Source organism: Flavobacterium sp. Flavsp81, from assembly GCF_059491325.1.
This window is the reverse complement of record NZ_CP168505.1, coordinates 3,692,035-3,717,690: the sequence shown is the minus strand read 5'-3', so window position 1 is coordinate 3,717,690 and position 25,656 is coordinate 3,692,035. Positions and strand designations below refer to the sequence as shown.

General features: G+C 33.8%; 19 protein-coding genes and 1 pseudogene. 7 read left to right on the top strand and 13 right to left on the bottom strand.

Annotation, left to right across the window (positions count from 1 at the left end; translation table 11 throughout):
* Nucleotides 1-12: 12 nt before the first annotated feature.
* The 3 genes from ACEN92_RS15570 to ACEN92_RS15560 form a co-directional block, all read right to left on the bottom strand.
* On the bottom strand, nt 13-1,629 hold the full coding sequence (locus tag ACEN92_RS15570; RefSeq protein WP_495639261.1) for a S8 family peptidase: 1,617 nt from the start codon (nt 1,627-1,629) through the stop codon (nt 13-15).
* 174 nt (nt 1,630-1,803) lie between these two features.
* Nucleotides 1,804-2,661 carry an MBL fold metallo-hydrolase gene (locus ACEN92_RS15565; RefSeq protein WP_495639260.1) on the bottom strand — a complete coding sequence of 286 codons (858 nt, stop codon included), beginning with the start codon at nt 2,659-2,661 and terminating at the stop codon, nt 1,804-1,806.
* 82 nt (nt 2,662-2,743) lie between these two features.
* On the bottom strand, nt 2,744-3,649 hold the full coding sequence (locus tag ACEN92_RS15560) for a DUF8428 domain-containing protein (RefSeq protein ID WP_495639259.1): 906 nt from the start codon (nt 3,647-3,649) through the stop codon (nt 2,744-2,746).
* Nucleotides 3,650-3,987: 338 nt separating this feature from the next.
* On the opposite strand from ACEN92_RS15560, the gene ACEN92_RS15555 reads away from it, so the two are divergent.
* From ACEN92_RS15555 to sufD, 6 genes and pseudogenes are all read left to right on the top strand, one after another.
* Nucleotides 3,988-4,317 (top strand): HesB/IscA family protein, encoded by a 330-nt coding sequence (locus ACEN92_RS15555; protein ID WP_007809160.1) that lies wholly within the window; start codon nt 3,988-3,990, stop codon nt 4,315-4,317.
* Nucleotides 4,318-4,392: 75 nt separating this feature from the next.
* On the top strand, nt 4,393-5,841 hold the full coding sequence (gene sufB, locus ACEN92_RS15550; RefSeq protein WP_495639258.1) for a Fe-S cluster assembly protein SufB: 1,449 nt from the start codon (nt 4,393-4,395) through the stop codon (nt 5,839-5,841).
* 6 nt (nt 5,842-5,847) lie between these two features.
* Entirely contained in the window at nt 5,848-6,336 is a 489-nt protein-coding gene (locus ACEN92_RS15545) for a flavodoxin family protein (RefSeq protein ID WP_495639257.1), read from the top strand.
* 14 nt (nt 6,337-6,350) lie between these two features.
* Nucleotides 6,351-7,097, top strand: coding sequence for a Fe-S cluster assembly ATPase SufC (sufC, locus tag ACEN92_RS15540; protein WP_495639256.1), 747 nt, complete (start codon nt 6,351-6,353; stop codon nt 7,095-7,097).
* Nucleotides 7,098-7,184: 87 nt separating this feature from the next.
* Nucleotides 7,185-7,582: pseudogene (locus ACEN92_RS15535) on the top strand (four helix bundle protein).
* A gap of 93 nt (nt 7,583-7,675) precedes the next feature.
* Nucleotides 7,676-8,992 carry a Fe-S cluster assembly protein SufD gene (gene sufD / locus ACEN92_RS15530; RefSeq protein ID WP_495639255.1) on the top strand — a complete coding sequence of 439 codons (1,317 nt, stop codon included), beginning with the start codon at nt 7,676-7,678 and terminating at the stop codon, nt 8,990-8,992.
* A gap of 140 nt (nt 8,993-9,132) precedes the next feature.
* On the opposite strand, the gene ACEN92_RS15525 is transcribed toward sufD, so the two are convergent.
* A complete protein-coding gene (locus ACEN92_RS15525) occupies nt 9,133-10,092 on the bottom strand; it encodes an MBL fold metallo-hydrolase (protein WP_495639254.1) in 960 nt (319 codons plus the stop codon).
* Between the two features lie 170 nt (nt 10,093-10,262).
* Here ACEN92_RS15525 and amaB point away from each other — a divergent pair, with 170 nt between their 5' ends.
* Nucleotides 10,263-11,816, top strand: coding sequence for an L-piperidine-6-carboxylate dehydrogenase (gene amaB, locus ACEN92_RS15520; protein WP_495639253.1), 1,554 nt, complete (start codon nt 10,263-10,265; stop codon nt 11,814-11,816).
* Nucleotides 11,817-11,899: 83 nt separating this feature from the next.
* Here the strand turns inward: amaB and ACEN92_RS15515 are convergent, their stop codons facing one another.
* The 9 genes from ACEN92_RS15515 to fabF all read right to left on the bottom strand — a co-directional run bounded on the left by ACEN92_RS15515 (nt 11,900) and on the right by fabF (nt 25,564).
* On the bottom strand, nt 11,900-14,926 hold the full coding sequence (locus tag ACEN92_RS15515) for a pectate lyase family protein (RefSeq protein ID WP_495639252.1): 3,027 nt from the start codon (nt 14,924-14,926) through the stop codon (nt 11,900-11,902).
* Nucleotides 14,927-15,374: 448 nt separating this feature from the next.
* The gene (locus ACEN92_RS15510; RefSeq protein WP_495639251.1) at nt 15,375-18,206 is read right to left on the bottom strand and encodes a pectate lyase family protein; all 2,832 of its coding nucleotides are present in this window, start codon (nt 18,204-18,206) and stop codon (nt 15,375-15,377) included.
* Between the two features lie 389 nt (nt 18,207-18,595).
* On the bottom strand, nt 18,596-19,126 hold the full coding sequence (locus ACEN92_RS15505) for a DUF6646 family protein (RefSeq protein ID WP_495639250.1): 531 nt from the start codon (nt 19,124-19,126) through the stop codon (nt 18,596-18,598).
* Nucleotides 19,127-19,171: 45 nt separating this feature from the next.
* Nucleotides 19,172-19,897, bottom strand: coding sequence for a metallophosphoesterase family protein (locus ACEN92_RS15500; protein WP_495639249.1), 726 nt, complete (start codon nt 19,895-19,897; stop codon nt 19,172-19,174).
* Nucleotides 19,898-20,070: 173 nt separating this feature from the next.
* A complete protein-coding gene (locus ACEN92_RS15495; RefSeq protein WP_495639248.1) occupies nt 20,071-21,267 on the bottom strand; it encodes a C1 family peptidase in 1,197 nt (398 codons plus the stop codon).
* A gap of 245 nt (nt 21,268-21,512) precedes the next feature.
* A complete protein-coding gene (gene pyk, locus ACEN92_RS15490) occupies nt 21,513-22,943 on the bottom strand; it encodes a pyruvate kinase (protein WP_495639247.1) in 1,431 nt (476 codons plus the stop codon).
* A gap of 5 nt (nt 22,944-22,948) precedes the next feature.
* Complete coding sequence (locus ACEN92_RS15485; protein WP_495639246.1) at nt 22,949-23,437, bottom strand: IPExxxVDY family protein; 489 nt, start codon at nt 23,435-23,437, stop codon at nt 22,949-22,951.
* A 124-nt stretch (nt 23,438-23,561) separates the two neighbouring features.
* Nucleotides 23,562-24,302, bottom strand: a complete 741-nt coding sequence (rnc, locus tag ACEN92_RS15480; RefSeq protein ID WP_495639245.1) for a ribonuclease III — start codon at nt 24,300-24,302, stop codon at nt 23,562-23,564.
* A gap of 8 nt (nt 24,303-24,310) precedes the next feature.
* Nucleotides 24,311-25,564: a beta-ketoacyl-ACP synthase II gene (fabF, locus tag ACEN92_RS15475; protein WP_495639244.1), complete on the bottom strand. Its 1,254-nt coding sequence runs from the start codon at nt 25,562-25,564 to the stop codon at nt 24,311-24,313.
* Nucleotides 25,565-25,656: the final 92 nt, after the last annotated feature.

The following is a 25,656-nucleotide window of genomic DNA, read 5'->3' as shown; positions in this document are numbered from 1 at the left end:
TAATTTATTTTTTTATTTTTTTGACATTTTTTCCGCCATCAATAAAGCATTGTAAGCATTCACCATTTTAGCCGTTTTTGATGATTCGGATGCTGGTTTTACCTCTTTATTTTCTCCTAAAACTACATTTGTTGGAAGCAAAACTCCTGAATCCATCAAAATGTGTTTTACCTGTGAAGCTTTTAATTTTGGATAATACGAACGGATCAACGTTGCAACTCCGGCAGCATTTGGTGAAGCCATTGAAGTTCCCTGCAAATATTTGTATTTGTTGTTTGGAACTGTTGCATAGATCTCTTCACCAGGAGCAAAAACATCGACGTTTACTTTTCCGAAATTCGAAAATCCGGCCACAACGTTTTCTCCATATTCTTTATTAATTGCACCAATCGTGATAACATTATCTGCAAACTCTTTGATATTATTTTCAGAATCATTTGGATAATTGATGTTCTTTGTTTCATCAATATTATAACCGTCATTACCTGCGGCATGAACAATTAAAACATCTTTTTTCTGAGCATATTTTATAGCATCATAAACCCATTGCTTGTGGGGAGAAAAACTTTTTCCAAAACTTCCGTTAATAACTTTTGCTCCATTATCAACAGCATAACGAATTGCCAAAGCAATATCTTTATCGTATTCATCTCCGTCAGGTACAGCTCTGACAGTTAATATTTCAACATTATTGGTAATACCGTCACCTCCTAAATTATTACCGCGAACTTGTGCAATAATTCCGGCAACGTGTGTTCCGTGAAGTGCTTTTTCTTTGTCCGGACCAAAAACAATATTATTTCCATAATGATTATTTTTAATATCTTCAGGATTATCGCCTACAACTTTTCTTCCGTCATACTCTTTATTCAAATTATAGTTGAACTGATCGTAAACTTGCTCTCTGTAATCTTCCAATTCAGCTTCGGGATCAAAAGTTGGGCCTGCATTGCCAAAAATTTGCGTCATAACCATTTTACTTCTCGCCACTTTTGGATCAGTCGAAGTAATTTTGCTTAAATCTTCAAGTTTATAAGTTGTTTTATTTAGTTCTTTTTTTATTGTATTATGAACATCTAATAAAAAGTCGACCTGTTGTTTATCTTCTAAAACCTTTTTAGATTTTTCCTCATATTGTGCCAAAGCATTTTTGTACTCAGCAGATCCATCATCTCCTTTTTTAACAATACGCGTCATTTCGAGATTTTCATGTACTGCATCTCCAAGAAAATTCCATCCGTGAATATCATCAACAAATCCGTTTTTATCATCATCGATTCCGTTTCCCGGAATTTCTTTAGGATTTGTCCAGATCATTCCTTTTAAATCTTCATGCTCAATATCTACTCCCGAATCTACAATTCCGACGATTACTTTTTTGCCGGTTTTACCTTGTAGTAATTCAGCATAGGCTTTATCAACACTCATTCCCGGAATGGTATCTTTTACTAAATCAAGATGACTCCATCTTTTTAAATCGTTTTCAGAAACCGGTGCTTTTTTTACAATTGCTAAAGGCGCTGTAATCGCTTCCTTAGGTATTGAAACTTGTGCATGTAAGGTTGCACCACCACCTGCTAAAACAAGGAATGCAAAAGCAGATATACTAATAGGTTTTATATGGCTCATGTTATAATATAAATAATGTTGAAAATAATTCGACTAAATTATACTTTTTTGTTACAAAAAACTAACCATTAACAGTGTGTTATGATTTTTTTACTAAGTTGTTTAATATTCAAAAATTTCTAAACATTATATTTTAGGGACATTTACATCAATAATTTGTAAAAATAGTAAGTTCTATAGCACTTCTTCGCAAGTAAAAACTTCTTTTAACCGAACCCCTTTTTCAGTATGTTCAACTGTTATAATTTGATTGTGTGCGTCATGTTCCAGAAATAAATAATGATTATGATCTGCAGCTGCATTCAAAAATTTTGCTTTCTCCGGCATTGTCAATAAAGGACGAGTGTCATAACCCATAACATACGGCAGCGGAATATGTCCGGCAGTTGCTAATAAATCGGCACAGAAAACAATCGTTTTGTCCTGATATTGAATGTGTGGAATCATTTGTTTTTCGGTATGACCGTCAACGTAGTAAATTCCAAAATCCAATTCTTCTGAAAACCCAAAATCAGCTTCAGGGCGTTTTATAAAATTCAACTGGCCACTTTCCTGCATTGGCAAAATATTCTCAGCTAAAAAAGAAGCTTTTTCACGGGCATTTGGTTTTGTAGCCCATTCCCAATGATTTTCGTTACTCCAGTATTTGGCATTTTTAAATGCTGGTTCATAGCCGGTTCTGTCAGAATTCCATTGCACACTTCCTCCACAATGATCAAAGTGCAAATGCGTCATAAAAACATCGGTAATATCATCGCGGTGAAAGCCATATTTTGCTAAAGAGCCATCCAGGGTGTGAGATCCCCAAAGCGAATAATATCCAAAAAACTTATCCGATTGTTTATTCCCCATTCCGGTATCGATCAAAATCAGACGATTGCCATCTTCAATAAGCAGACAACGAGCCGCAATATCAATTAGATTATTGACGTCAGCAGGATTGGTTTTATTCCAGATTGTTTTAGGAACAACACCAAACATGGCGCCTCCGTCTAATTTAAAATTTCCTGATTCTATTGGATAAAGCTTCATAAGTTTGAATTTCTAAGATTTAAACAAAGCTAGGAAATCCAATTTTCTATTGCTAAAATTCAATTTAAAAATTGAAAAACAATTATTTTAATACAATAGATGCGCTTCCGATTAATTCTTGTTTGTCGAAGAAATTGACAAAATAAGTTCCTTTTTTAAATTCATATCCATCAGAATTTAAAACCCCATACACGTTTACGGGTTTTCCCTGAAAATCAATAGCAACAATAAAACTATAAACCAGGGCTTTATTATTACCAAATTCAATCAGTTTATTAGCACCTAAAACTGCATTTTGCTGATCTAAAACCTGAACATAAAAAACTCTTTTTCCTTTTTTGGCTACAGAATTTCCTGAAATAGAAAAACTCGCTTTAAGCTTATTGGTACTTTTCGCTTTGTCTGTTTCCAATTCCTCCCCTGATTTTTTGTTCCGAAGTGCTACAACATCGAAATTACTCAAATCCAATGTAGAAGCTGTTTTTAAAGTGGATTCAAGCTGCTTCTGATGTGAAACCAAAGTATCATTTTTAATCTTTTGCTGAGACATAGCCGCATTTTGACTTTCAATTTCAGTCAGCAAATATTTATTTTGCGATTTAAGTTTTTTAATTTCTGCACGTTTTGCTTCAAATGAAATTTTCAAATCTGAAAGTTGCTTTCGATAAACTTGTAATTGCAGAAAGGTTGGGTTTTTAGAAGCGTTTATGATTGCCATTAAATTTTCAACATTTCTCTTTTCAAGTTCTAATTCTTCTGACAAAGCTGATTTTTCAAGCATTGCCACATCATAAGCTAATTTTAGAGTGTTTAAAGAGTCTAATATGTTTTTTTGAACAGATCCTTTCTGATTCAATTCGGTTGCAGTTTTTGATACATTAAAATTTCCTTTTAGCTCGTTACTAAAAATATAAAATGTAGCACCTAATCCAAAAACAAAAAGTACTGCAATAATTATTTTTAACGAACTGTTATAATGCTTCTTCATAATTACTCTTAATTTCGTGCAAAAATAACAATATTTTCTTATTCAATATAAGTATACTTATGGTTATTTAGACAATTACTTAAAATTGATAACAATTACTTAACAAAAACATTCCTATAATGATAATAAAATCACAAAGAGTTAATTATTAAAATAACTTCTGTCTATTTTAACATTTGTTATAATAATGTGAAGCGTTATGGAAAAAGGTTTTTAAGTCGTATCTTTGCAAATAATTTCATTTGAATATTGGAATACAGTACTTTAAAAAATAATAGTCATATTTACTGTTTTTAGAAGCAATTAAAAATGAAGACAAAAACAAATACTTAAAAACAATGATAAAGGTTTCTGATACAGCCAAAAAGAAAATCATCGATTTGATGAAAGATGATGGTTTTGATGCCGCACATGACTACGTACGCGTAGGGGTGAAAAGTGGCGGATGCTCCGGTTTGTCATATGATTTAAAATTTGATAAAACCAAAGGCGAAGATGATAAAATATTTATAGACAATGACATAACAATTGCAGTTGAAAAAAAATCATTTCTATATTTAGCCGGAACAATCTTAGAATTTTCCGGCGGATTAAACGGAAAAGGATTTGTTTTTAATAACCCAAATGCAAGCAGAACTTGTGGTTGTGGTGAATCTTTTTCACTTTAAAAATTAAAGAATCAAAAAATTTAAACTTTTAAAAAATTACATTTTAATTTCTTAAAAGTTTTAAAAAACTGAAAAATGTCAAAATATACAGAAGACGATTTAAAGATCGAACTCGAAACTAAAGAATACGAATACGGATTTTATACTGATATTGAGTCGGAAACGTTTCCTATTGGCTTAAACGAAGATATCGTCAGGGCTATTTCTCTTAAAAAAGAAGAACCTGAATGGATGACCGAATGGCGTATTGAAGCTTTTCGTGCCTGGAAAGAAATGATTGAACCGGAATGGGCAAATGTTCATTATGTAAAACCGGATTTTCAGGCAATTTCATACTATTCTGCTCCAAAACAAGTAGATCCTAATAAAACGCTGGATGATGTAGATCCTGAACTTTTAGAGATGTACAAAAAATTGGGTATCTCAGTTGATGAACAAAAAATGATGAACAATGTCGCTATGGATATTGTTGTCGATTCTGTTTCTGTTGCTACTACTTTCAAAAAAACATTAGGAGAAAAAGGTATCATTTTCTGTCCGATCTCTGAGGCTATAAAAGAACATCCGGAATTAGTTCGTAAATATTTAGGAACTGTTGTACCTCAAAAAGACAACTTCTATGCCGCATTAAACTCAGCCGTTTTCTCTGATGGAAGTTTCTGTTATATTCCAAAAGGTGTTCGCTGCCCAATGGAACTTTCAACATACTTTAGAATCAATCAGGCAGGAACCGGACAGTTTGAAAGAACTTTGGTTATTGCAGATGCAGGAAGTTATGTTTCATACCTTGAAGGTTGTACGGCTCCAAGTCGTGATGAAAACCAATTACACGCTGCTGTGGTTGAATTAATTGCTTTGGATGATGCCGAAATTAAATATTCTACTGTTCAAAACTGGTTCCCAGGAAATAAAGAAGGAAAAGGCGGGGTTTATAATTTTGTAACCAAAAGAGGTTTATGCGAAACTAACGCTAAAATTTCATGGACACAGGTAGAAACCGGTTCTGCTGTAACCTGGAAATATCCTTCGTGTATATTAAAAGGAGACAATTCGGTAGGAGAATTTTATTCAATCGCTGTCACCAATAATTACCAACAAGCTGACACCGGAACTAAAATGATCCATTTAGGAAAAAACACTAAATCGACTATTATTTCTAAAGGTATCTCAGCTGGAAAATCACAAAACAGTTACCGTGGATTAGTGCAAATTAGTGCCAGAGCTGACAATGCGAGAAACTTTTCGCAATGTGACTCATTATTAATGGGTAATAATTGTGGAGCGCATACTTTTCCTTATATCGAAAGTAAAAATCCTTCGGCAAAAATAGAACACGAGGCAACTACAAGTAAAATTGGAGAAGATCAGGTTTTTTATTGCAACCAAAGAGGTATTCCGACAGAAAAAGCAATTGCATTAATTGTAAATGGTTTCAGTAAAGATGTCCTGAACAAATTACCAATGGAATTCGCTGTTGAAGCTCAAAAATTATTAGAGATTTCTCTTGAAGGATCAGTAGGTTAATACAAAATGGAAGGTAAGGCAGTAATCATTTTAGGTTCGTCAAGAAAAAACGGAAACACAACAAAAATTGTGGATGAGATTTCTAAAGAACACGGAATAGAGGTAATAAATTTAAGTGATTTTAATATTTCCTATTACGATTACGAAAGCAAAAACAGAGAAGATGATTTTTTTCCTTTAATAAAAGGTATCATCGAAAATTATGACACCTTAATTTTTGCAACGCCAATATATTGGTATAATATGAGTGGAATAATGAAGGTTTTTTTTGATCGTTTTTCGGATTTAATCCGAATTGAAAAAGAAACCGGAAGAAAGCTTAGAGGAAAGAAAATTGGCGTGATTTCAAATTCACACGATAATGAAATCGAAGAAAGTTTTTACATTCCGTTCAAAAAAACAGCCGATTATTTAGGCATGGAATATTTAGGACACGTGCATTTTAATGCCAACATCTTAAACCAAACAACAAAAATAGAATTGACATTTATATAAAATAAAAGAGAACAATGTTATCAATAAAAAACCTTCACGCCTCAATTGGTGATAAAGAAATCCTGAAAGGAATTAATATAGAAGTTAAAGCTGGTGAAGTACACGCTATCATGGGGCCTAACGGTTCCGGAAAAAGTACACTTTCGGCTGTAATTGCCGGAAACGAAAACTATGAAGTTACTGACGGAGGAGTTTTTCTTGACGGAGAAGATCTTGCTGATCTTGCTCCTGAAGAAAGAGCACATAAAGGAGTTTTCCTTTCGTTTCAATATCCTGTAGAAATTCCCGGAGTAAGTGTTACGAACTTCATGAAAACAGCGATTAACGAAACACGCAAAGCAAACGGTCAGGAAGAAATGCCTGCAAACGAAATGCTGAAAGTAATTCGTGAGAAATCTGAATTGTTGGAAATCGACCGTAAATTTCTATCCCGTTCTCTTAATGAAGGTTTTTCAGGTGGTGAGAAAAAAAGAAATGAGATTTTTCAAATGGCAATGTTAGAACCAAAATTAGCTATTCTTGATGAAACCGATTCAGGCCTTGATATTGATGCGCTAAGGATTGTAGCTAACGGAGTTAACAAACTTAAAAGCGAGAAAAACGCCATTATCGTAATTACGCACTACCAACGTTTGCTGGATTATATCGTTCCGGATTTCGTTCACGTTTTGTACAACGGAAGAATAGTAAAATCTGGCGGAAAAGAACTGGCTTACGAACTGGAAGAAAAAGGATACGACTGGATTAAAGCGGAGAATTAGAATTTTTGTTTCATGTTTCATGTTTTTTTAGTTTCAGGTTGAACTTGTTTTTGTAAGTTTAAACTTTAAAAATAAAAAACAGGGATTATGGCAACAATAAATAGGTTTGAAGATTTAGAAATCTGGAAGGAAGCGAGACGATTATCAAAAGAAATTCATCTCATTGCAGTTGAAACGGAATTGAAGTCGGATTTCAAATTTAAAAATCAAATAAAAGATTCTTCCGGATCCGTAATGGATAATATCGCTGAAGGTTTTGAAAGAGATGGAATCTAGAATTTCGACAATTTTTATCAATCGCAAAAGGTTCGGCTGGAGAAACAAGATCTCAGCTTTATAGAGTTTTTGATTTTGAATATATTTCTGAACAAAAATTCGAAGTTTTAAAAACAGATTATGAAAATTTAAGCGGTAAATTAAAAAAAATTATCACTTATCTAAATAAAAAAGATTTCAAAGGAAATAAGTTTCAGCAGAAAACTTGAAATTTTAAACCTAAAACAATTGGATTCAAAGGAATTAAGTTCAACAGGCAACCTGAAACTTGAAACCTGAAACCCGAAGGAAACAAAAGAACAATGGATTTAAAAGAAAAATTAGTATCGTCTTTTATGGCTTTTGAAGAGCGTGTTGATGTACATTCAGATTTACATGACATACGCACAAATGCAATAAAAAATTTTGAAAATAAAGGCTTCCCAACCAAAAAAGAAGAAGCCTGGAAATATACATCGCTAAACGCCATCTTAAAAAATGACTTTACGGTTTTTCCAAAGCAGGAAAATGCAATTGAATTCAATCATGTAAAAAAATACTTTTTACACGAAATTGATACTTATAAATTGGTATTTATCGATGGCGTTTTCAGTTCGCATTTGTCTTCTACAACTCACGACGGAATCGATGTTTGTTTAATGTCATCGGCATTGACAAAACCAAAATATAAAATGATTATTGATACTTATTTCAATCAAATCGCCAGCAAAGATGACAGTTTGACTTCGTTGAATACTGCTTTTGCAATTGAAGGAGCTTTTATCAATATTCCACAGAAAAAAGTAGCTGACAAACCTATTGAAGTTATGTATTTCTCTACAGGAAATGAAGCTGCACTAATGGTTCAACCAAGAAATTTAATTATTGTTGGAGAAAATTCACATGTTCAAATTATCGAACGCCACCAAAGTTTGAACGAAAATCCTGTTTTAACCAATTCGGTAACAGAAATTTTTGCTCAAAAACGCGCAATCGTTGACTATTACAAAATTCAAAATGATAACATCGAAGCGAATTTAATAGACAACACTTTCGTTTCGCAACAACAGGAAAGTCATGTTTACGTACACACTTTCTCTTTTGGAGGAAACCTGACTCGTAACAATTTGAACTTTTATCATTTTGGCGAAAGACTAACCAGTACACTTAACGGGATTACCATTATTGGTGAAAAACAACATGTTGACCATTATACATTGGTAAATCATGCAACTCCAAATTGTGAGAGTTTTCAGGATTATAAAGGAATTTTTTCCGATCGCTCAACAGGAGTTTTCAACGGAAAAGTTTTGGTAGAGAAAGAAGCTCAAAAAACAAATGCTTTCCAAAAAAGCAACAATATTTTATTGAGTGATAAAGCAACAATTAATGCTAAACCACAATTAGAAATCTTTGCTGATGATGTAAAATGTTCTCACGGATGTACTGTTGGACAATTAGATGAAACAGCAATGTTCTATATGCAATCCCGCGGAATCCCGAAAAAAGAAGCTAAAGCTTTATTGATGTACGCATTCTCAAATGCCGTTATCGAAAGCATCAAAATACCGGAATTAAAGCAACGTATTACCAAAATTATTGCCAACAAATTAGGAGTTAATTTAGGATTTGATTTATAAAAGAAACTATTATTAAATATAAAACCGATAAGCTTTTAAAGTTTATCGGTTTTTTTATGAGTTCTCCCCAAACCACATTATTATCAGCCAGAATAAATTATTTTTATTTGATATGAAATCCCAACAGAATTAACTGTCGCCTATAATTCAAAATACTTCCCCTGTTCAGGAAAAATAAATTTCAAGCCTAAATCATTTTGAATTTTTATTTGCTCTTTAATTAATTTAATGTTTTTAGCGGGCGGTTTCAAATGTGTAACAACTATTTTAAATTCATTCAAAGAATTTTTTCCGGTTAATTTTTCCAACTCATGAAGTTCATTCATCAAATATTTTGGAGTCAGATGCCCAAATAAAAACCGATCTGGCTGTTCGTTCGGGAAAGAAACTTCAATAAAAATACCTTTTAATTTTTTACTCTGAATTAATGGTGCAATTACTTTCCATAAATCCAGTAAATTATTGCTTTTTTCTACAGCATCGGGACCTGTATCACCCAAGTATAATACATAATTATCTTCGTTTTTGATTAAAAAGGCTGTACTTTCAAAAGGATTCACATGACTCAAAGGAAAGGCTTTTACAGTCATTGTGGTATTTGTAATCGGAGTTTCTTCACCAATTGCCAAAGTTTGAAAATGATATTTTTTCAACGGAAAGCCAATACCCTGATCTCCAAAATTAACCCAGGTCTGATCGTTAAAATAATGATTCTCCATCATTTCCATACATGTATTGGTAGCATAAACTGTTTTTGAAGAATCCGCCGGAGAATTAATAATCAAGCCCGAAACATGATCCAAATGTGCATGCGAAATCAAATACCCTTTAATATATTTTCGCAATACTTCACTTGTTGAAACTTTAAAAACTTTGTTTTCAATAGCTTTTTCGATTCCTGAATTGATAGTTCCGGCATCCAGACAGATATAATCTTTTGTATTTGAAGGTGCCAATAAATATGCCGAAAGATTTTTTTCGTCAATACCCCCTTTTACACCTAATGGAACAACCTGAAAAGCATTTTTTTGCTTTTTTTGGGCAACCGTATGGATTGAGATTAAAATCAAACAAATCAAAAGCGTTTTTACAAATTTCATATTTCTAATTTTATTGATACAAATTTCATTAATTAACCTCAATAAACAGATATATATTTATCCGAATCCTATAAAATAACGCTAAATTTACTTTGACTTACGGCATTGGAATTCAATTTGAAACAATATCTTTACATAAAAATACAACAATTTTAACTAAAAAAGTTACAATGACAACAATAGCATCGCAATTTGGAATAAATGAAGCTCTGGAAAAATTGGGCATTAAGTTTATAAATGAAGGGACATCAACGGGTTTAGAAAATTTTTCATCCGGTGAAATTTTAGACAGTTATTCACCGGTTGACGGAAAATTAATCGCTTCGGTAAAAACATCAACACCTGAGGATTACGAAAGAGTTATGCAATCAGCTACAGCAGCGTTTAAAACTTTTCGACTGATTCCAGCCCCTCAACGTGGTGAAATTGTACGTCAGTTTGGAGAAAAATTACGTCAAAACAAAGAAGCCCTTGGAAAATTGGTTTCGTATGAAATGGGGAAATCTCTGCAGGAAGGTTATGGCGAAGTACAGGAAATGATTGATATCTGTGACTTTGCAGTTGGATTATCACGCCAATTACACGGATTAACAATGCATTCTGAAAGGCCGGGACATCGTATGTATGAGCAATATCATTCATTAGGAGTTGTAGGAATCATTTCTGCATTTAACTTTCCGGTTGCGGTTTGGTCATGGAATACAGCTTTGGCATGGATTTCCGGAGATGTTTGTGTTTGGAAACCTTCAGAAAAAACACCTTTATGTGGAATTGCCTGCCAAAATATTATTGCCCAGGTTATTAAAGAAAATAATTTACCCGAAGGTATTTCATGCTTAATAAACGGTGATTACAGAATAGGGGAATTAATGACTGCCGATACGCGAATTCCATTAATTTCTGCAACAGGATCAACCAGAATGGGAAAAATAGTTGCACAAGCTGTTGCAGGGCGTTTAGGTAAATCACTATTGGAATTAGGAGGAAACAATGCCATTATTGTTACTCCGGATGCAGATATTAAAATGACAGTGATCGGGGCTGTCTTTGGGGCTGTTGGAACAGCCGGACAACGCTGTACCTCAACCCGAAGATTAATTATTCATGAAAGCATTTATGAAAAAGTAAAAGAGGCTCTGATAGCAGCGTATCAACAATTACGAATTGGTAATCCGTTAGATGAAAAAAACCATGTTGGACCGTTAATTGATATTCACGCTGTAGAAATGTATGCCATAGCTCTGAATAAGGTAGTTGCCGAAGGTGGAAAAATTTTGGTTGAAGGCGGTGTACTTTCGGGCGAAGGTTACGAAAGTGGCTGTTATGTAAAACCGGCTATTGCTGAAGCTCAAAATTCATTCGAAATTGTACAACATGAAACCTTTGCACCTGTTTTATATCTGATTAAATATTCAGGAGAAGTTGAAAATGCCATTGACGTTCAAAATGGAGTGGCACAGGGATTATCTTCTGCAATTATGACTAATAATTTGCGTGAAGCAGAAAGATTTTTATCTGTTACGGGTTCTGATTGTGGAATTGCCAATGTGAATATTGGTACTTCCGGAGCTGAAATTGGAGGTGCTTTTGGAGGTGAAAAAGAAACTGGGGGCGGAAGAGAATCTGGTTCTGATGCGTGGAAAATATATATGAGACGTCAGACTAATACCATTAATTATACCACTAGTTTACCATTGGCACAAGGTATTAAATTCGATTTATAAAATAAACACTAATTATCATAAATACAAAAAGGCTTCCAAAATTGGAAGCCTTTTTAATTGAGAAATGGTTAGTTAGCAGTATTTTATTTTTTAATAATTCTTTTAGTAATTACACTGTTTTCCGTGAATACTTTTAGTAAATAACTGCCATTAGCAAGATTACTCATGTCTACAGTATTGCTATTTCCCTGTTGTGTGTTTACCAGTGCTCCTGATAAATTATATACCTCCACTTTTTGAATAGTTTTATCTGAAGAAATATTCAATTCACTTGAAACAGGGTTTGGATATAATGTCAGTTTTGCAGCTTCAACTGTTTCTTGAATGTTGTTTCCGGACATACGTGCTGTACTATTATATGCAGTACTCATGTAGTATAGATTTGCAACAGACCCTTTTGTTATTGTATTTAGACCAGCTGCTAATGATACTGTAACTATTCCTGCTGATGCAGTATAAGATACATTATTGACCAATATTGTTCCTGTAAAATTTGAGTCAAATACCAGTGTTAGAGTAGAAGCACTTGTTGTTGTAAACTTAATAGATGTGCTGGATTCAATTTTTAAACGGGCTGTCAATGTCAACCCTGCATAAGTAACTGAACCTGGAGTAGAATTCATATTTCCTGTAATAGTATAAAATGTACTTGTTTTTCCTGAAACAGTAAAATTATGAATTTGATTTGCTGGAGTGGGATTTGTAACTGTAATAGTCCCTGATCCTATTGCAGCTGTACCTGTCCCTGTTGTCGTAATAGAATAGGACAAAGTTGCAGTTGGAGTTCCTGTGATTGTGATTGTTTTTGCAGTAGTATTTTTTACAAAAGTAATTCCTGATGCCGGTAATCCGGTTACGTTAGCATCTGTAGCTCCTCCCCCCCAAGTGAAAACAATTGTACCAATAGCAGTGCCGCTTGTTACCGTCTGACTGTTATTAGTAGTTGAAGTAAGAGTTTGTGGACTCACAGGTGTGACAGTTATAGTTCCGGATCCTGTAGCTGCCGTTCCGGTTCCTGTGGTACTAACTGAATAAGACAAAGTTGCCGTTGGCGTTCCCGTGATTGTAATTGTTTTTGCGGTAGTATTTTTTACAAAAGTAATTCCTGATGCCGGTAATCCGGTTACAGTAGCATCTGTAGCTCCCCCTCCCCAAGTGAAAACAATTGTACCAATAGCAGTACCACTTGTTACGGTCTGATTGTTATTAGTAGTCGAAGTAAGAGTTTGCGGGTTCACAGGTGTAACCGTAATAGTTCCGGATCCTGTTGCTGCTGTACCTGTTCCTGTAGTACTAATGGAATAAGACAAAGTTGCAGTTGGTGTTCCAGTGATTGTGATTGTTTTTGCGGTAGTATTTTTTACAAAAGTAATTCCTGATGTCGGTAATCCGGTTACGGTAGCATCTGTAGCATCACCACCCCAAGTGAAAACGATAGAACTAATTGCTGTACCGCTTGCTACAGTCTGACTATTATTTGTAGTCGAAGTAAGTGTTTGATTGCTTACTGCATTGGTTTCTCCTTGTACGGAAACTAATGTACTGGTGTAATTGGTAAGTGCAGATTTCAAAGCCGTGATCACAAGCGAAGATGTATCATCTACTGCATTGTCAAAAGTCCATTTTAAATCACCACCCGAAACACGTCCTGCATATTGTATTGCTTTATTTTTAGCTGCTTCCGGACTATCCGGTGTATAAGAATACATTACAGCTGAATTGGTATCAAAATTATTGTAAGTGTTTGATCCTAATTTTGAAGTAATACTGCTGCTGATGGTTTCATTTCTGGTTGAAGCCACATACGCATCAAATTCTTTTGGATAATTAACGGCATCATAAGCAACAAATCGTGTTTCCCCACTCATAACATTATTGAATGCTTTTATAGTACCTCCTGTTTCGCCGGAAAAAGTCCCTTCGGCAGTTCCATAAATATCACTTCCTTGCATAGAAGTAAGCATAGGATATTTGCAATTACGGAAAAAATTTCCTTCCATAAATACCGATGATCCTAAAGTAGATCCTGCTCCATATTTTGAATTACCGTCATAATAGTTATTATAAACGTGTGCAGAATAGAAACGAACACGTGGGTGACGAGAATCTGAATGGTCAAACCAGTTATGATGATACGTAATATACAAACCTGATGTAGTATCTTCACTTAGGCCTAAAAGACTAGCTTTTCCACTATCCCAAAAGTGATTATAAGCTAATGTAATATAAGTTGATGATTTATTATCTAATGCTCCGTCTCCTTTTATTTGATCGGCATCGCTACCGGCATTTCCATAAAACATATCACAATTATGAACCCAAACGTGATCGTTGTCCTGTTGCATGCCAACGTTATCACCTGCTGTACTGTTACAATTCATAAATCCGATATTCCTAACTTCAATATTCGATGCTGATTTAAGGCGTACTCCCCAGCCATTAGCAACAGCATCTGTACCAATACCTTCAAAAGTCAGATAAGCTGATGCATTTTTAGCATTTTCTATAACAACATCTCCACCATCCATTACACTCATATCAGTAACATTTCCTATCATACGAATAATAAAAGGACGTGTCTCTTTTCCTTTTTTAATACCAAATAGAATATTTTGCAGCCCTACACACGGGTTTGTTGTAGCTCCCGTTATGTCCATCGAAATAGTATTCTTGGTATTCTGTGTAATATAAAGAATTACAGCATTATCTTTTGGCGTTCCATCAACTTTGTAACCTCCTGGCACTCTGCCACTATCAAAAGCAAAACCGCTGCGATCATGAGCCAAAACAGTTAATGTGCTTGTTGTAGAACCAGTACCTTCGGCACCGGAAATAACCGGTTTTATTTTCACTGTATAAGTTCCTGCTTTAAGCCCTGGTATATCGGCACGATAATACGAACCATAGCTGCGAATTAATTGATTGTCAATTTTTTGATCTGTAAAACCATTTCCGGTATAATAAACATTATAGGTTTGAGCATTGCTAAGCGGCTGCCATTTTACAAATGCAGATTCCAACCAGCCAGCTGCTTCATTAATTTGGATTTGTTGTGACCATCCCTGGATAGTGACAAGAAAAAAAGTTAAAAAAAGTAGGTTTCTTTTCATCATGTGGTTTTTGGTTAATTAATAGTTAGTTTAAAGTGGTTTTTGTTTTTTTGACGACAAATTGAAAAATGTAATCGATTACTCAAAAATATATAAAATTTATACATTCTCATTATTTTTAGAATAAAAAAACATATTCAATAAAAATAATAGTTTTTAAACGAGTTAAATGTAATTTATTACATTAAATGCAACAAATTACATACAATTAATTAAACCTTTCTTTACGTGACTTCAGAAACTTTTTGAGATTATTATTTTTGAGATTTTTCACAAAATTTACCTTGTTTTATACTGTTAAAAATATTTTTTGAATTAAAACGTTTTATAGGAAAAAAGATGTTAATTATTCTGATGCGTAAATCCAAAACCATAACATTCACCACAATAAAAACAAAAAGGGCTTCCAAATTGGAAGCCTTTTCAACATTATTAAAAATTATGAAAACTATTTTTTGATAATTTTTTTAGTAAATGAACCCTGATCAGTAGTCACTTTTACCAAATAATTTCCAGCAGTCAGATTGCTTACATCCATAGATTCAACTTCGTTCGTAATATTTTTCACAACTGCACCTGACAAGCTGTAAATCATAACATTTTCAACTTTTTGATTATCGGAGGAAATATACAATTGGTCTGCAACCGGATTAGGATATAAAGTTAGTTTAGAAGCTTCAACATTATCTCCCAGACCCAATGATGCATAAGCCGTTTTAATATAAAATAAGTTCGCAGTATCGCCTTTTGTAATACTAACTGACCCGGCAGGAATTGATGATACGGTTATTATACCTCCTACAGCACTAGCACTACTTACACCATTAACTTTAATTTTTCCCACAAAAGCCGGATCAAATACTAATGTTAAAGTTGATACAGCTGCTGTCGTATAAGTAATAGTTGTAGCAGTCTCAATTTTTAAACGTGCAGTTAATGTTAAACCATCATAAGTTGCAGAACCAGCAGTAGAATTCATATTCCCTGTAATTGTATAAAACGAACTGGTTTTACCTGATGCAGTAAAATTATGTATTTGATTTCCGGAAACAACGGCATTAACAGTAATCGTCCCTGATGCAGCAACCGGACTCCCAGCACTTCCCGAAGTAATTACGGTATAAGTAGCAGAACCGGTGGCAGTTGGCGTGCCAGATATTGTAATAGTTTTGGCTATTCCATCTTTTACCGCTTCAACGCCTGTAGGTAAACCTGTTACATCAGCATCGGTTGCATCGCCACTCCAGGTAAAAACTATAGGAGCAATAGAAGCACCGATTGTTATGGTTTGATTGTTGTTATTACTGGTAGAAGTAAGCACCTGACTACTTGGAGGCAATATTGTAATTGCCCCGGAATCAGAGGCTGAAGTACCAACAGTTCCAGAAGTAGTAACTGTATATTCCATAGTTTCGGTAGGTGTACCTGAAAGAGTCAGCGTTTTTGCAGTAGCATTTTTTGCTGCTGTAATTCCATTTGGCAATCCTGTTACTGTAGCATCTGTAGCATCACCTCCCCAGGTAAATACGATATTACTAATTGCAGTACCACTCGATACCGTTTGATTATTATTGTTAGTAGTAGCAATTAAGGTTTGATTTCCCGGAGCTGCAGATTCTCCCTGAACTGACACCATAGTTGATGTATAATTGGTAAGTGCCGTTTTTAATCCTGCAATAACAAGGTAAGATTTATCATCTGAGGAATTATTGAAGGTCCATTTTAAATCACCACCGGAAACACGTCCTGCATATTGCATTACTTTTGTTTTAGCATCAGCAGGTGAATCAATTACCAAATTTTTTACATATAATGCTGCATTTGTATCAAAATTATTATAAATATTAGCTCCTGATTTTGAAGTAACCGAGGCAGGAACCACCTCTCCTCTGGTTGTTGCTAAATAAGCATCGAAATCTGTTGTAGAACTAATTTTACCAGCAATATTATATGAAGGATTTGGATCTCCATACGCAACAAAACGCATACTGTTAGTTGCTATATCTGCATCAAATGTATTATTGAAGGCCTTAATACTACCACCGGCTTCACCAGAGAAAGTTCCCATAGTACCTGCATTATTTACCTGATTTGTTTCATCCCAAATATCAGTTCCCTGCAATGAAGTCATCATAGGATGTTTACTGTTACGGTAATAGTTACCTTCAACAAATAAAGAGGAACCTAAAGTTGATCCTGAACCATATTTTGCATTTCCATCAAAATAGTTATTATAGATGTGAGCAGAATAGTAGCGAACACGCGGATGGCGAGAATCTGAGTGATCAAACCAGTTGTGATGATATGTAACATACAAACCAGTTGTCGTGCCTTCACTTAGACCCAGTAGACTTGCTTTTCCATTATCCCAAAAGTGATTGTAAGCTAATGTAATATAAGTTGAGTTTTTATTATCCAATGCACCATCGCCTTTTATCTGATCGGCATCACTACCTGCATTACCGTAAAATAAATCATTATTATGAACCCAAATATGATCATTATCCTGTTGCATTCCTATATTATCACCTGCTGTACTATTACAGTTCATAAAACCAAGATTGCTAACTTCAATATTAGATGCTGCTTTAAGACGTACACCCATTCCGTTTACAACAGCATCATTTCCTACTCCTTCTAAAGTAAGATAGCTATTTGCGTTGTTTGCATTTTCAATAGTGATGTCTCCTCCTTCCATTACTGTCATATCAGTAATATTTCCAATTAAACGAATAATAAAAGGACGTGTATCTTTACCTTTTTTGATCCCATATAAAATATTCTGCAAGCCAACACATGGATTTGCACTGGCACCCGTTATGTTCATTGAAATCGTATTCTTAGTATTTTGAGTAATATATAGAATCACAGCACCTGTTTTAGGTGTACCGTCAGCTTTGTATCCTCCGGGAACACGGCCACCATCAAAAGCAAAACCATTACGATCCTGAGTCAGAACAGTTAAACCTGAAGTTGTACTTCCCGTACCTTCAACAGTTGCTGTTACCGGTTTTATTGTAAGAGTGTAAGATCCCGCTGCGAGCCCAGGAACATCAGCACGAAAATAAGTGCCATAGCTACGGATTAGCTGTTCATCAATTTTTTTATTTGTTTCACCACCACCGGTATAATAAACGTTATAGCTGTCGGCACCTGAAACAGGCGTCCATTCTACAAAAGCAGATTCTAACCATCCTGACGATTTGGTGATAGTAACTGCTTGAGCCAACATTTGCATTGACGCAAATAATAAAGCCATGTAAAGTAAAATTCTTTTCATAATTGTGGTTTAAGTAATGATAGTTTAGTTTAAAATAGATATCGAAACACTAGTGTAAAAATGTAATCGATTACACGAATGTAAATAAAATTTCTTAATCATAAAAAAATTTAGAAAAAAAAACACATAATAAAAAAATAGTCTCTTTTAGCATCAATAATATAACTATATCGTTGTAGATATATATACTGCTTAACTCCCATAAATATTGCTTTGAGACCAAAAACGTTTAACAAAATAAATTAAAATGCCTGCAGAACCAACACAACAGAATATTCTTATTTTTTTTAATAAACTTTTTACCCAACTTAGATTTAAGCCATAAAAAAAGAGGCAATTTCAAATTTGAAATTGCCTCTTTTTTTATGGCTTCTGTTAAGGTTGCCTTCTTACAAATTAAATGATGCTCCCAGGCTAAAAGTAACCTGATTATTTAAATGATCAAACATCTCATTATCATTACTGTATTTTGCAATTGGAAATCCAACTTCAGTAAAAACACCAAATCCTTCAGTAAAGAAATAACGGCCTCCTACATGACCGCCGAAATTTTTCAATCCCAAGCTTAAACCAGGATAAATATCCAGTTTTTCATCAATATTAAAAACACTTCCTAAGTTGGCGTTAATTCTAAATTTCGCATCAAAACGATCTTTAAAATCCGGTTTTTCATTATAGTATTGAGTTTCACCATTATTATAAAAACCTGAAAACTCATTTACACCTAGTAAATAAGAAGTAACAAATCCGTAAGAGAAATTCTCTGCAAGACCAAAATCGACTGAACCCTGAATTCCTGAACCTCCATCCTGAATATTAGCACCAACATTTATTTTCACATCTCCTTTTCCTTTAAAAGCTTGTTGTGCTTGTGTAATTCCAAATGCAGCTAAAAACAATAATGTAATAATCTTTTTCATAATTAAATAATTTTTTTTTAAAATACAAAAATAGGATTTTACAGCTTAATTCCTACCCTTTTCATCAAAATACAATTCATTCAAAGGATCACTTTGCCAAAACTCTTTTGTCTGTACATTCATTATCGTCAAAGGACCTTTAAAAGCTGCTCCGGTATCAATATTCCAAACACATGCTTTATTTATCGGAATCGTTTTACCAATGCGGGTAACGGGTGTATGACCAATAAAAATTTCTTTATATAAGGTAAATCTTTTAGGATAAAACAAATCCTCTTCTTTCATATTTGGATCCAAAGAGAGTGCTGTTTCCCACAACGTTCTGTCCCAATAAAATAATTTTGGAAAATATTCATAACCAACACCATTCAAATTTGTAAAACCGGCATGTACAAATAAACGGTTTTGTTCATCGAGATGATAATCCTGAAGTGATTCTAAAAATTTTATATGAATTTGCTTTTGTTCTTCGTTTAGTTTCTCATATGCCAAAACTGTAGCTTCACCTCCGTGTTGATACCAAAGTTCATTATTTTTTGCATTTTTAAGCCATTCCAATAATAGTTCATCATGGTTCCCTCTAATGCAAATACAAGTTTGCTTGCTTTGAAGGTGAATCAAATAATCAATTACCTGTGGTGACTGGCTCCATCCATCGACATAATCACCAAGAAATATTAAAGTATCGTTTTCTGTAACTTCGGCCTTTTTCATCACTTGTTCAAGTGCGAGTAACCCACCATGAATGTCGCCTATGACAAATGTTTTCATTTTTAATTGTTTAATCTATAATTACAAAAATATAGAAAATGATCTGTTTTTAGATAATTAAATTGTCTATCAATTACATTATTAAAAAAATAATCATAAAAAAATCCGACAAATCCCAAAAAACATATTGTTTATCAGCATTGTCGGTTTTTTTTTTCAAATTTTCAAGAAAACTATACTCCAAGTTTTTTAGCAATATCCAAAGGAATTCCTCCTTTGTTTACCAATAAAGCTGTTGTTTTATATTTTACAAAATTCTTAGTTACAAATAAAAATCCTTTGTAGTCATTTGTTTCTCCCCAGGAATTTTTTACAATATAATATTCTTTCCCCGATTGATCTTTAGCCAAACCAATAATATGCATTCCGTGATCATCTGTTGTTTGATAATTATCAAAAGCAGCCTGACGCATTTCAGGTGTAATTTCCGGTTCTGGTTTTGGGCCGTTAAACATGTCTGCTTTTTCATCAGCCGTCATATCATCATATTTTTTAGTCGGAACATATGCAACTCCGTTTTTCCAGCTAAAACTTTTTTCACTAACGTCGGTTGCCCATGCCACAGTATATCCTTTTTTCAGGGCATTATCAATAACATCGGTCATGTCATTCACTTTTACATTATAAATCTGATCAAATGACCAGTTATCCGGAACTGCCAAAACTGTTTTTTGGTAGTATGGAGCATTTGTGAATGAGGACATTTCCACATATTCATCAGGATTAATTCCCACGACTTCTTTAGCAAAAGATTGTGGTGTATAATTTTTTCCTTTGTAAGTAAAATTTTCCGGCACTTTCCCCAGATAGGAATCAATAACCGAAGCATAGGCTTTTTCCCAGCTTGGTGTCAGTTCTCCATTTGGATTTTTAACAACAGCTGTTAAAACACCTTCAATAATGGCCGACATTTCGGCAAACTTATTTTTATCCGTACCATAATTCAGTCCTGTATAAACTTCTCTTGGAACAGTTCCAAACTTTTTATACATATTAATTACGTCATGCAAAGCTCCTCCATCACCTAAAGTTACAGCACCATGCATACGCACATAATTTTTTCCTTTTTCAACATAAACATTCCTTGCCGAAAAAATTTGTGACAATTCAACTGGCTGTTTTCCTAAACGAATCATTTCGGATTCTAAAAAAGAATTTGTAGAATAACTCCAACATGTTCCTGAAGAACCCTGCAGTTTTACTGAAGTAGTCCCTAAATTAATTTCCTCAGTGAATTTGAAGTTTTCTTTACTTTTATCACTTGCATTTAATTTTAGTGAATTTACTAAAATGTCCTGTGCAAAACAGCTGGTTGCTCCAACAAAAAAAACAGAAGCTATAAATACTGATTTGATTGAAAATCTATTCATAATTTTTATTTAAAGATTTAATAAATTAGTAGTAACAATTTATATTTGTTACAAAACAATCAAATAATACACAATTTGTTAGTATATAGTGCGTTAAATTTTAGCTCGTATAATTTTATATTTCTAAAAAACAAGTAGTTACGTTTTTAAAGGTCTGAAAAACAAAATTATTTTATACAGAAAAACCACCAAAAAATAAATTTTGATGGTTTTATATATTTAATATGTTTTTCTAGAAAGAAAAATTATTCAATTTCTGATATTCTCATAGTGTTTACCATTCCTTTATCTTTAATTGGCATAGCTGCCAAATTGATTAAAAAATCACCTTTAGTAACAAATCCTTTTTGTCTTGCAATTTCGTTTACATCAATAACAGTATCATCTGTACTTTCATCTTTATCATAAAAGTATGATTTCACACCCCATAATAAATTTAATTGGGTAAGAATTCTTTTGTTTGAAGTAAAAACTAAAATATGAGCAGATGGTCTCCAGGCAGAAATTTGAAAAGCGGTATAACCACTATTTGTCAAAGTACAAATTGCTTTTGCCTGAATTGTATTAGCCATCAAAGCTGCCTGTTGACAAATTGTTTTAGTAATAAAACGTTTTGTTTTAATTTGCGGCGTATTTTGTGGTACATGAATTAGCGGAGAATCTTCAACAGCTTCACAAATTTGAGTCATTTTCTGAATTACCTGTACCGGATAGTTTCCTGTAGCTGTTTCACCAGACAACATTACAGCATCAGCTCCATCCATTACCGAGTTGGCAACGTCATTAACTTCTGCACGTGTTGGTGTTAAACTTGTAATCATTGTTTCCATCATTTGCGTTGCCACAATAACAGGTATTCTGGCTGTTTTAGCCCTACGGATTAAGTCTTTCTGTACCAATGGCACTTCATGAGCAGGAAGTTCAACTCCTAAATCTCCACGAGCTACCATTAAGCCATCACAATACGCTATAATTTTATCGATATTCTCAAGTGCTTCCGGCATTTCAATTTTAGCAACAATCGGAATTTTAACATCTGAATGTTTTGCAATTAATTCTTGCAAATCTTGTAAATCACGAGGTGTTTTCACGAATGAAAGTGCAATCCAGTCTACTTTTTGTTCGATCGCAAAAATTGCATCTGCAATATCTTTTTCAGTTAAAGCCGGTAATGAAATTTTAGTATTTGGAAGATTAACCCCTTTTTTAGATTTTAATTCTCCACCTTGAATTACTTTAGCAACAACTTCTGTTTTTTTATCTGTAGAAATAATTTCGAAAATCAATTTACCATCATCAAGCAAAATGCGCTCTCCCGGATTAACATCATTTGGAAAATTTTGATATTTCATGAAAACTTTTTGAGCAGTTCCTAAAATATCTTCAGCAGTTGTAAAAGTGATTAAATCACCATCGCTAACTACTGTTCCTTCTTCCATCACACCAACTCTAAGTTTTGGTCCCTGCAAATCTCCAAGAATTGCAGTTGTATAACCAAACTCTTCATTCAGTTCTCTAATAATATTTATTTTCTCTTTTACACCTTCATAATCAGCATGCGAAAAATTGATTCTAAATACATTTACACCTGCGTCGATCATATTTTTTATAATCTCTTTCGTTCCACATGCAGGTCCAAGTGTGGCTACAATTTTGGTTTTTTTGTTTGTAAGCATTTTTTTTAAAAAATTAAATTGTTTTTTGATTTTATTTTATTGATATCTACAGCATAAATAGCTGCGATACTCTCAATTGTATTTAGCTTTTGCTGAATGTCTGAAAAGTTTATAGCCTCACCGCTATTATCTATTTTCAGGAAAAAATCTACTTTTTTGAATTCAGGAAGTAAATGAATTGTTGTTGAAACCTCACTTGTTTCATTGGAAAACAAATTCTGAAAATCATTTGTACTCACTGAAATGATTTCATTTTTATTCTGAATTAAATTCCATGAAACAGCTTTATCAATATCATAATAATAGAATCTTGAAAAATTTGTCTCACCTTCCTTAGTCTGAGCGTGAATCTCGTTTTTGCTCTTACTTAAGTTTATCGGAAGTTTTTTATTGATAAAATATGCCAATCGATAATCTTCTAATGAAGTATGAATTGCCATTAAATAATAATCAATTTCGTCAAATTCGTCTAAATCCAATCTATGAATAGCCATGTCATGAAATATCAAGCTGTAAATATACTATTTCTGCGGAGCATAAATAGTTAATAACAACATGTTTTTGTTAATTTATAAACGAAAACGTTATAGACTTAAGAATATTACAGCAATTTTGTTATTATTTTTTATCCATTTTTTCCTGAAATGCAAAATATGCACGCTGTGATGCTTTTTCTTCAGCCTTCTTTTTTGAAGTTGCCCTGGCCCTGGCAATTATTTTGTCGTCAATACTCAATTTAACGCCAAACAAACGTTGTCCGTCAATTCCGTTATCTTCAAAGATGTCGTAGTGAAAAATTTTCTTTTCTTTCTGGCACCATTCAATAACTAAACTTTTATAACTAATAACTTTTCCTTCAAGTCTCGCAATATCAACATAAGGTATAATAACTCTCTTTTGAATAAATTTTTCACAAAAAGAATATCCTCTGTCTAAATAAATGGCACCTACTAGTGCTTCAAAAATATTTCCGTGAATATTTTCGCCAAAATGCTGAATAGGAACTTTACTTTCAACAAATCGTACTAAATTTAAATCTTTACCTAATTCGTTCAAATGTTCTCTACTGACAATCTTAGAACGCATTTTAGTTAAATAGCCTTCATCTCCATTAGGCGCTTCATTGAACAAATGGGCTGCAATCACAGAGCTTAGCATAGCGTCCCCCAAAAATTCAAGACGCTCATAATTAATAGGATGCCCTGATTCATCTAATTTATTAGAAGATCTATGCGTAAATGCTTTCTTATAAAATTCAATTGAAATCGGCCGGAAACCAAGAATTTTCTGAATAGTGTCAAAAAAAATCCCGTCTTCTTGAGAACGGGATTTTGAAAATATTTTTTTGATAATATTCATAGACAAAACTAGTCAACTAATTTTTTAAACAAAACGCAGGCATTATGTCCACCAAAACCAAAAGTGTTACTCACAGCAACATTCACTTCTCTTTTTTGAGATTTGTTTAAGGTAAGGTTTAATGCCGGATCGATTTTTTCATCAACAACAGAATGATTGATTGTTGGAGGAATTATACCATGCTGCATCGCTAAAATAGAAGCAATTGCTTCAATAGCTCCTGCAGCACCAAGTAAATGTCCTGTCATTGATTTTGTTGAATTAATATTGATGTTTTTTGCATGATCACCAAAAACAGCACTAATTGCTTTTAATTCTGCCACATCTCCTAATGGAGTAGAAGTTCCGTGAGTATTGATATGATCAACATCTTCAGGGTTCATTCCAGCATCTCTTAACGTGTTTTTCATTACTGCAATAACTCCAATTCCTTCCGGATGTGGTGCCGTTAAATGGTAAGCATCAGACGACATTCCGCCACCGCCAACTTCACAATAAATTTTTGCTCCTCTGGCTTTGGCATGTTCGTAATCTTCAAGAACCAAAGCTCCGGCTCCTTCTCCTAGTACGAAACCATCTCTGGTAGCATCAAAAGGTCTTGAGGCCGATTCAGGGCTTTCATTTCTTGTAGATAAAGCATGCATAGAGTTAAAACCTCCCATCCCTGCAATAGTAATTGCTGCTTCTGAACCACCAGATACGATAATATCACACATTCCTAAACGGATGTAGTTAAAAGCATCAATTAATGCATTTGCAGAAGAAGCACATGCAGAAACTGTAGTATAATTTGGTCCCATATAGCCATTACGCATCGAAATATGGGCAGGTGCAATATCAGCAATCATTTTAGGAATAAAAAACGGATTGAATTTTGGAGTTCCGTCACCTTTAGCGTAGTACATCACTTCTTCCTGAAAAGTTTCTAAACCACCAATTCCTGCTCCCCAAATAACCCCGACTCTTTGTTTGTCAACATTATCATCAGTTAATCCTGCATCTTTAATAGCTTCATCACTCGCAGCAACTGCATATTGAGCAAATTTATCTAATCTGCGGGATTCTTTACGATCCATATAATCCTCAATATTGAAGTTCTTTACTTCACAGGCAAACTTTGTTTTATGTTTTTCTGTATCGTAATATGTAATAGGTGCAGCTCCGCTTATCCCATTAACGAGTGCATCCCAATATTCCTGGATATTATTTCCAATAGGAGTAAGAGCTCCTAATCCTGTTACAACAACTCGCCTTAATGCCATAAATATGTATTTTGTATCTTTAAACAAATAAAACCCACGCTTTCTTAACTGTAGTATTTACTTAAGAGCCATGGGCATTACAATATAAATAT

Coding starts and splice junctions, on each gene's coding strand:
- ACEN92_RS15570 (WP_495639261.1), bottom strand. CDS start 1,629: ATGAGCCATATAAAACCTATTAGTATATCTGCTTTTGCATTCCTTGTT.
- ACEN92_RS15565 (WP_495639260.1), bottom strand. CDS start 2,661: ATGAAGCTTTATCCAATAGAATCAGGAAATTTTAAATTAGACGGAGGC.
- ACEN92_RS15560 (WP_495639259.1), bottom strand. CDS start 3,649: ATGAAGAAGCATTATAACAGTTCGTTAAAAATAATTATTGCAGTACTT.
- ACEN92_RS15555 (WP_007809160.1), top strand. CDS start 3,988: ATGATAAAGGTTTCTGATACAGCCAAAAAGAAAATCATCGATTTGATG.
- sufB (WP_495639258.1), top strand. CDS start 4,393: ATGTCAAAATATACAGAAGACGATTTAAAGATCGAACTCGAAACTAAA.
- ACEN92_RS15545 (WP_495639257.1), top strand. CDS start 5,848: ATGGAAGGTAAGGCAGTAATCATTTTAGGTTCGTCAAGAAAAAACGGA.
- sufC (WP_495639256.1), top strand. CDS start 6,351: ATGTTATCAATAAAAAACCTTCACGCCTCAATTGGTGATAAAGAAATC.
- sufD (WP_495639255.1), top strand. CDS start 7,676: ATGGATTTAAAAGAAAAATTAGTATCGTCTTTTATGGCTTTTGAAGAG.
- ACEN92_RS15525 (WP_495639254.1), bottom strand. CDS start 10,092: ATGAAATTTGTAAAAACGCTTTTGATTTGTTTGATTTTAATCTCAATC.
- amaB (WP_495639253.1), top strand. CDS start 10,263: ATGACAACAATAGCATCGCAATTTGGAATAAATGAAGCTCTGGAAAAA.
- ACEN92_RS15515 (WP_495639252.1), bottom strand. CDS start 14,926: ATGAAAAGAAACCTACTTTTTTTAACTTTTTTTCTTGTCACTATCCAG.
- ACEN92_RS15510 (WP_495639251.1), bottom strand. CDS start 18,206: ATGAAAAGAATTTTACTTTACATGGCTTTATTATTTGCGTCAATGCAA.
- ACEN92_RS15505 (WP_495639250.1), bottom strand. CDS start 19,126: ATGAAAAAGATTATTACATTATTGTTTTTAGCTGCATTTGGAATTACA.
- ACEN92_RS15500 (WP_495639249.1), bottom strand. CDS start 19,897: ATGAAAACATTTGTCATAGGCGACATTCATGGTGGGTTACTCGCACTT.
- ACEN92_RS15495 (WP_495639248.1), bottom strand. CDS start 21,267: ATGAATAGATTTTCAATCAAATCAGTATTTATAGCTTCTGTTTTTTTT.
- pyk (WP_495639247.1), bottom strand. CDS start 22,943: ATGCTTACAAACAAAAAAACCAAAATTGTAGCCACACTTGGACCTGCA.
- ACEN92_RS15485 (WP_495639246.1), bottom strand. CDS start 23,437: ATGGCTATTCATAGATTGGATTTAGACGAATTTGACGAAATTGATTAT.
- rnc (WP_495639245.1), bottom strand. CDS start 24,302: ATGAATATTATCAAAAAAATATTTTCAAAATCCCGTTCTCAAGAAGAC.
- fabF (WP_495639244.1), bottom strand. CDS start 25,564: ATGGCATTAAGGCGAGTTGTTGTAACAGGATTAGGAGCTCTTACTCCT.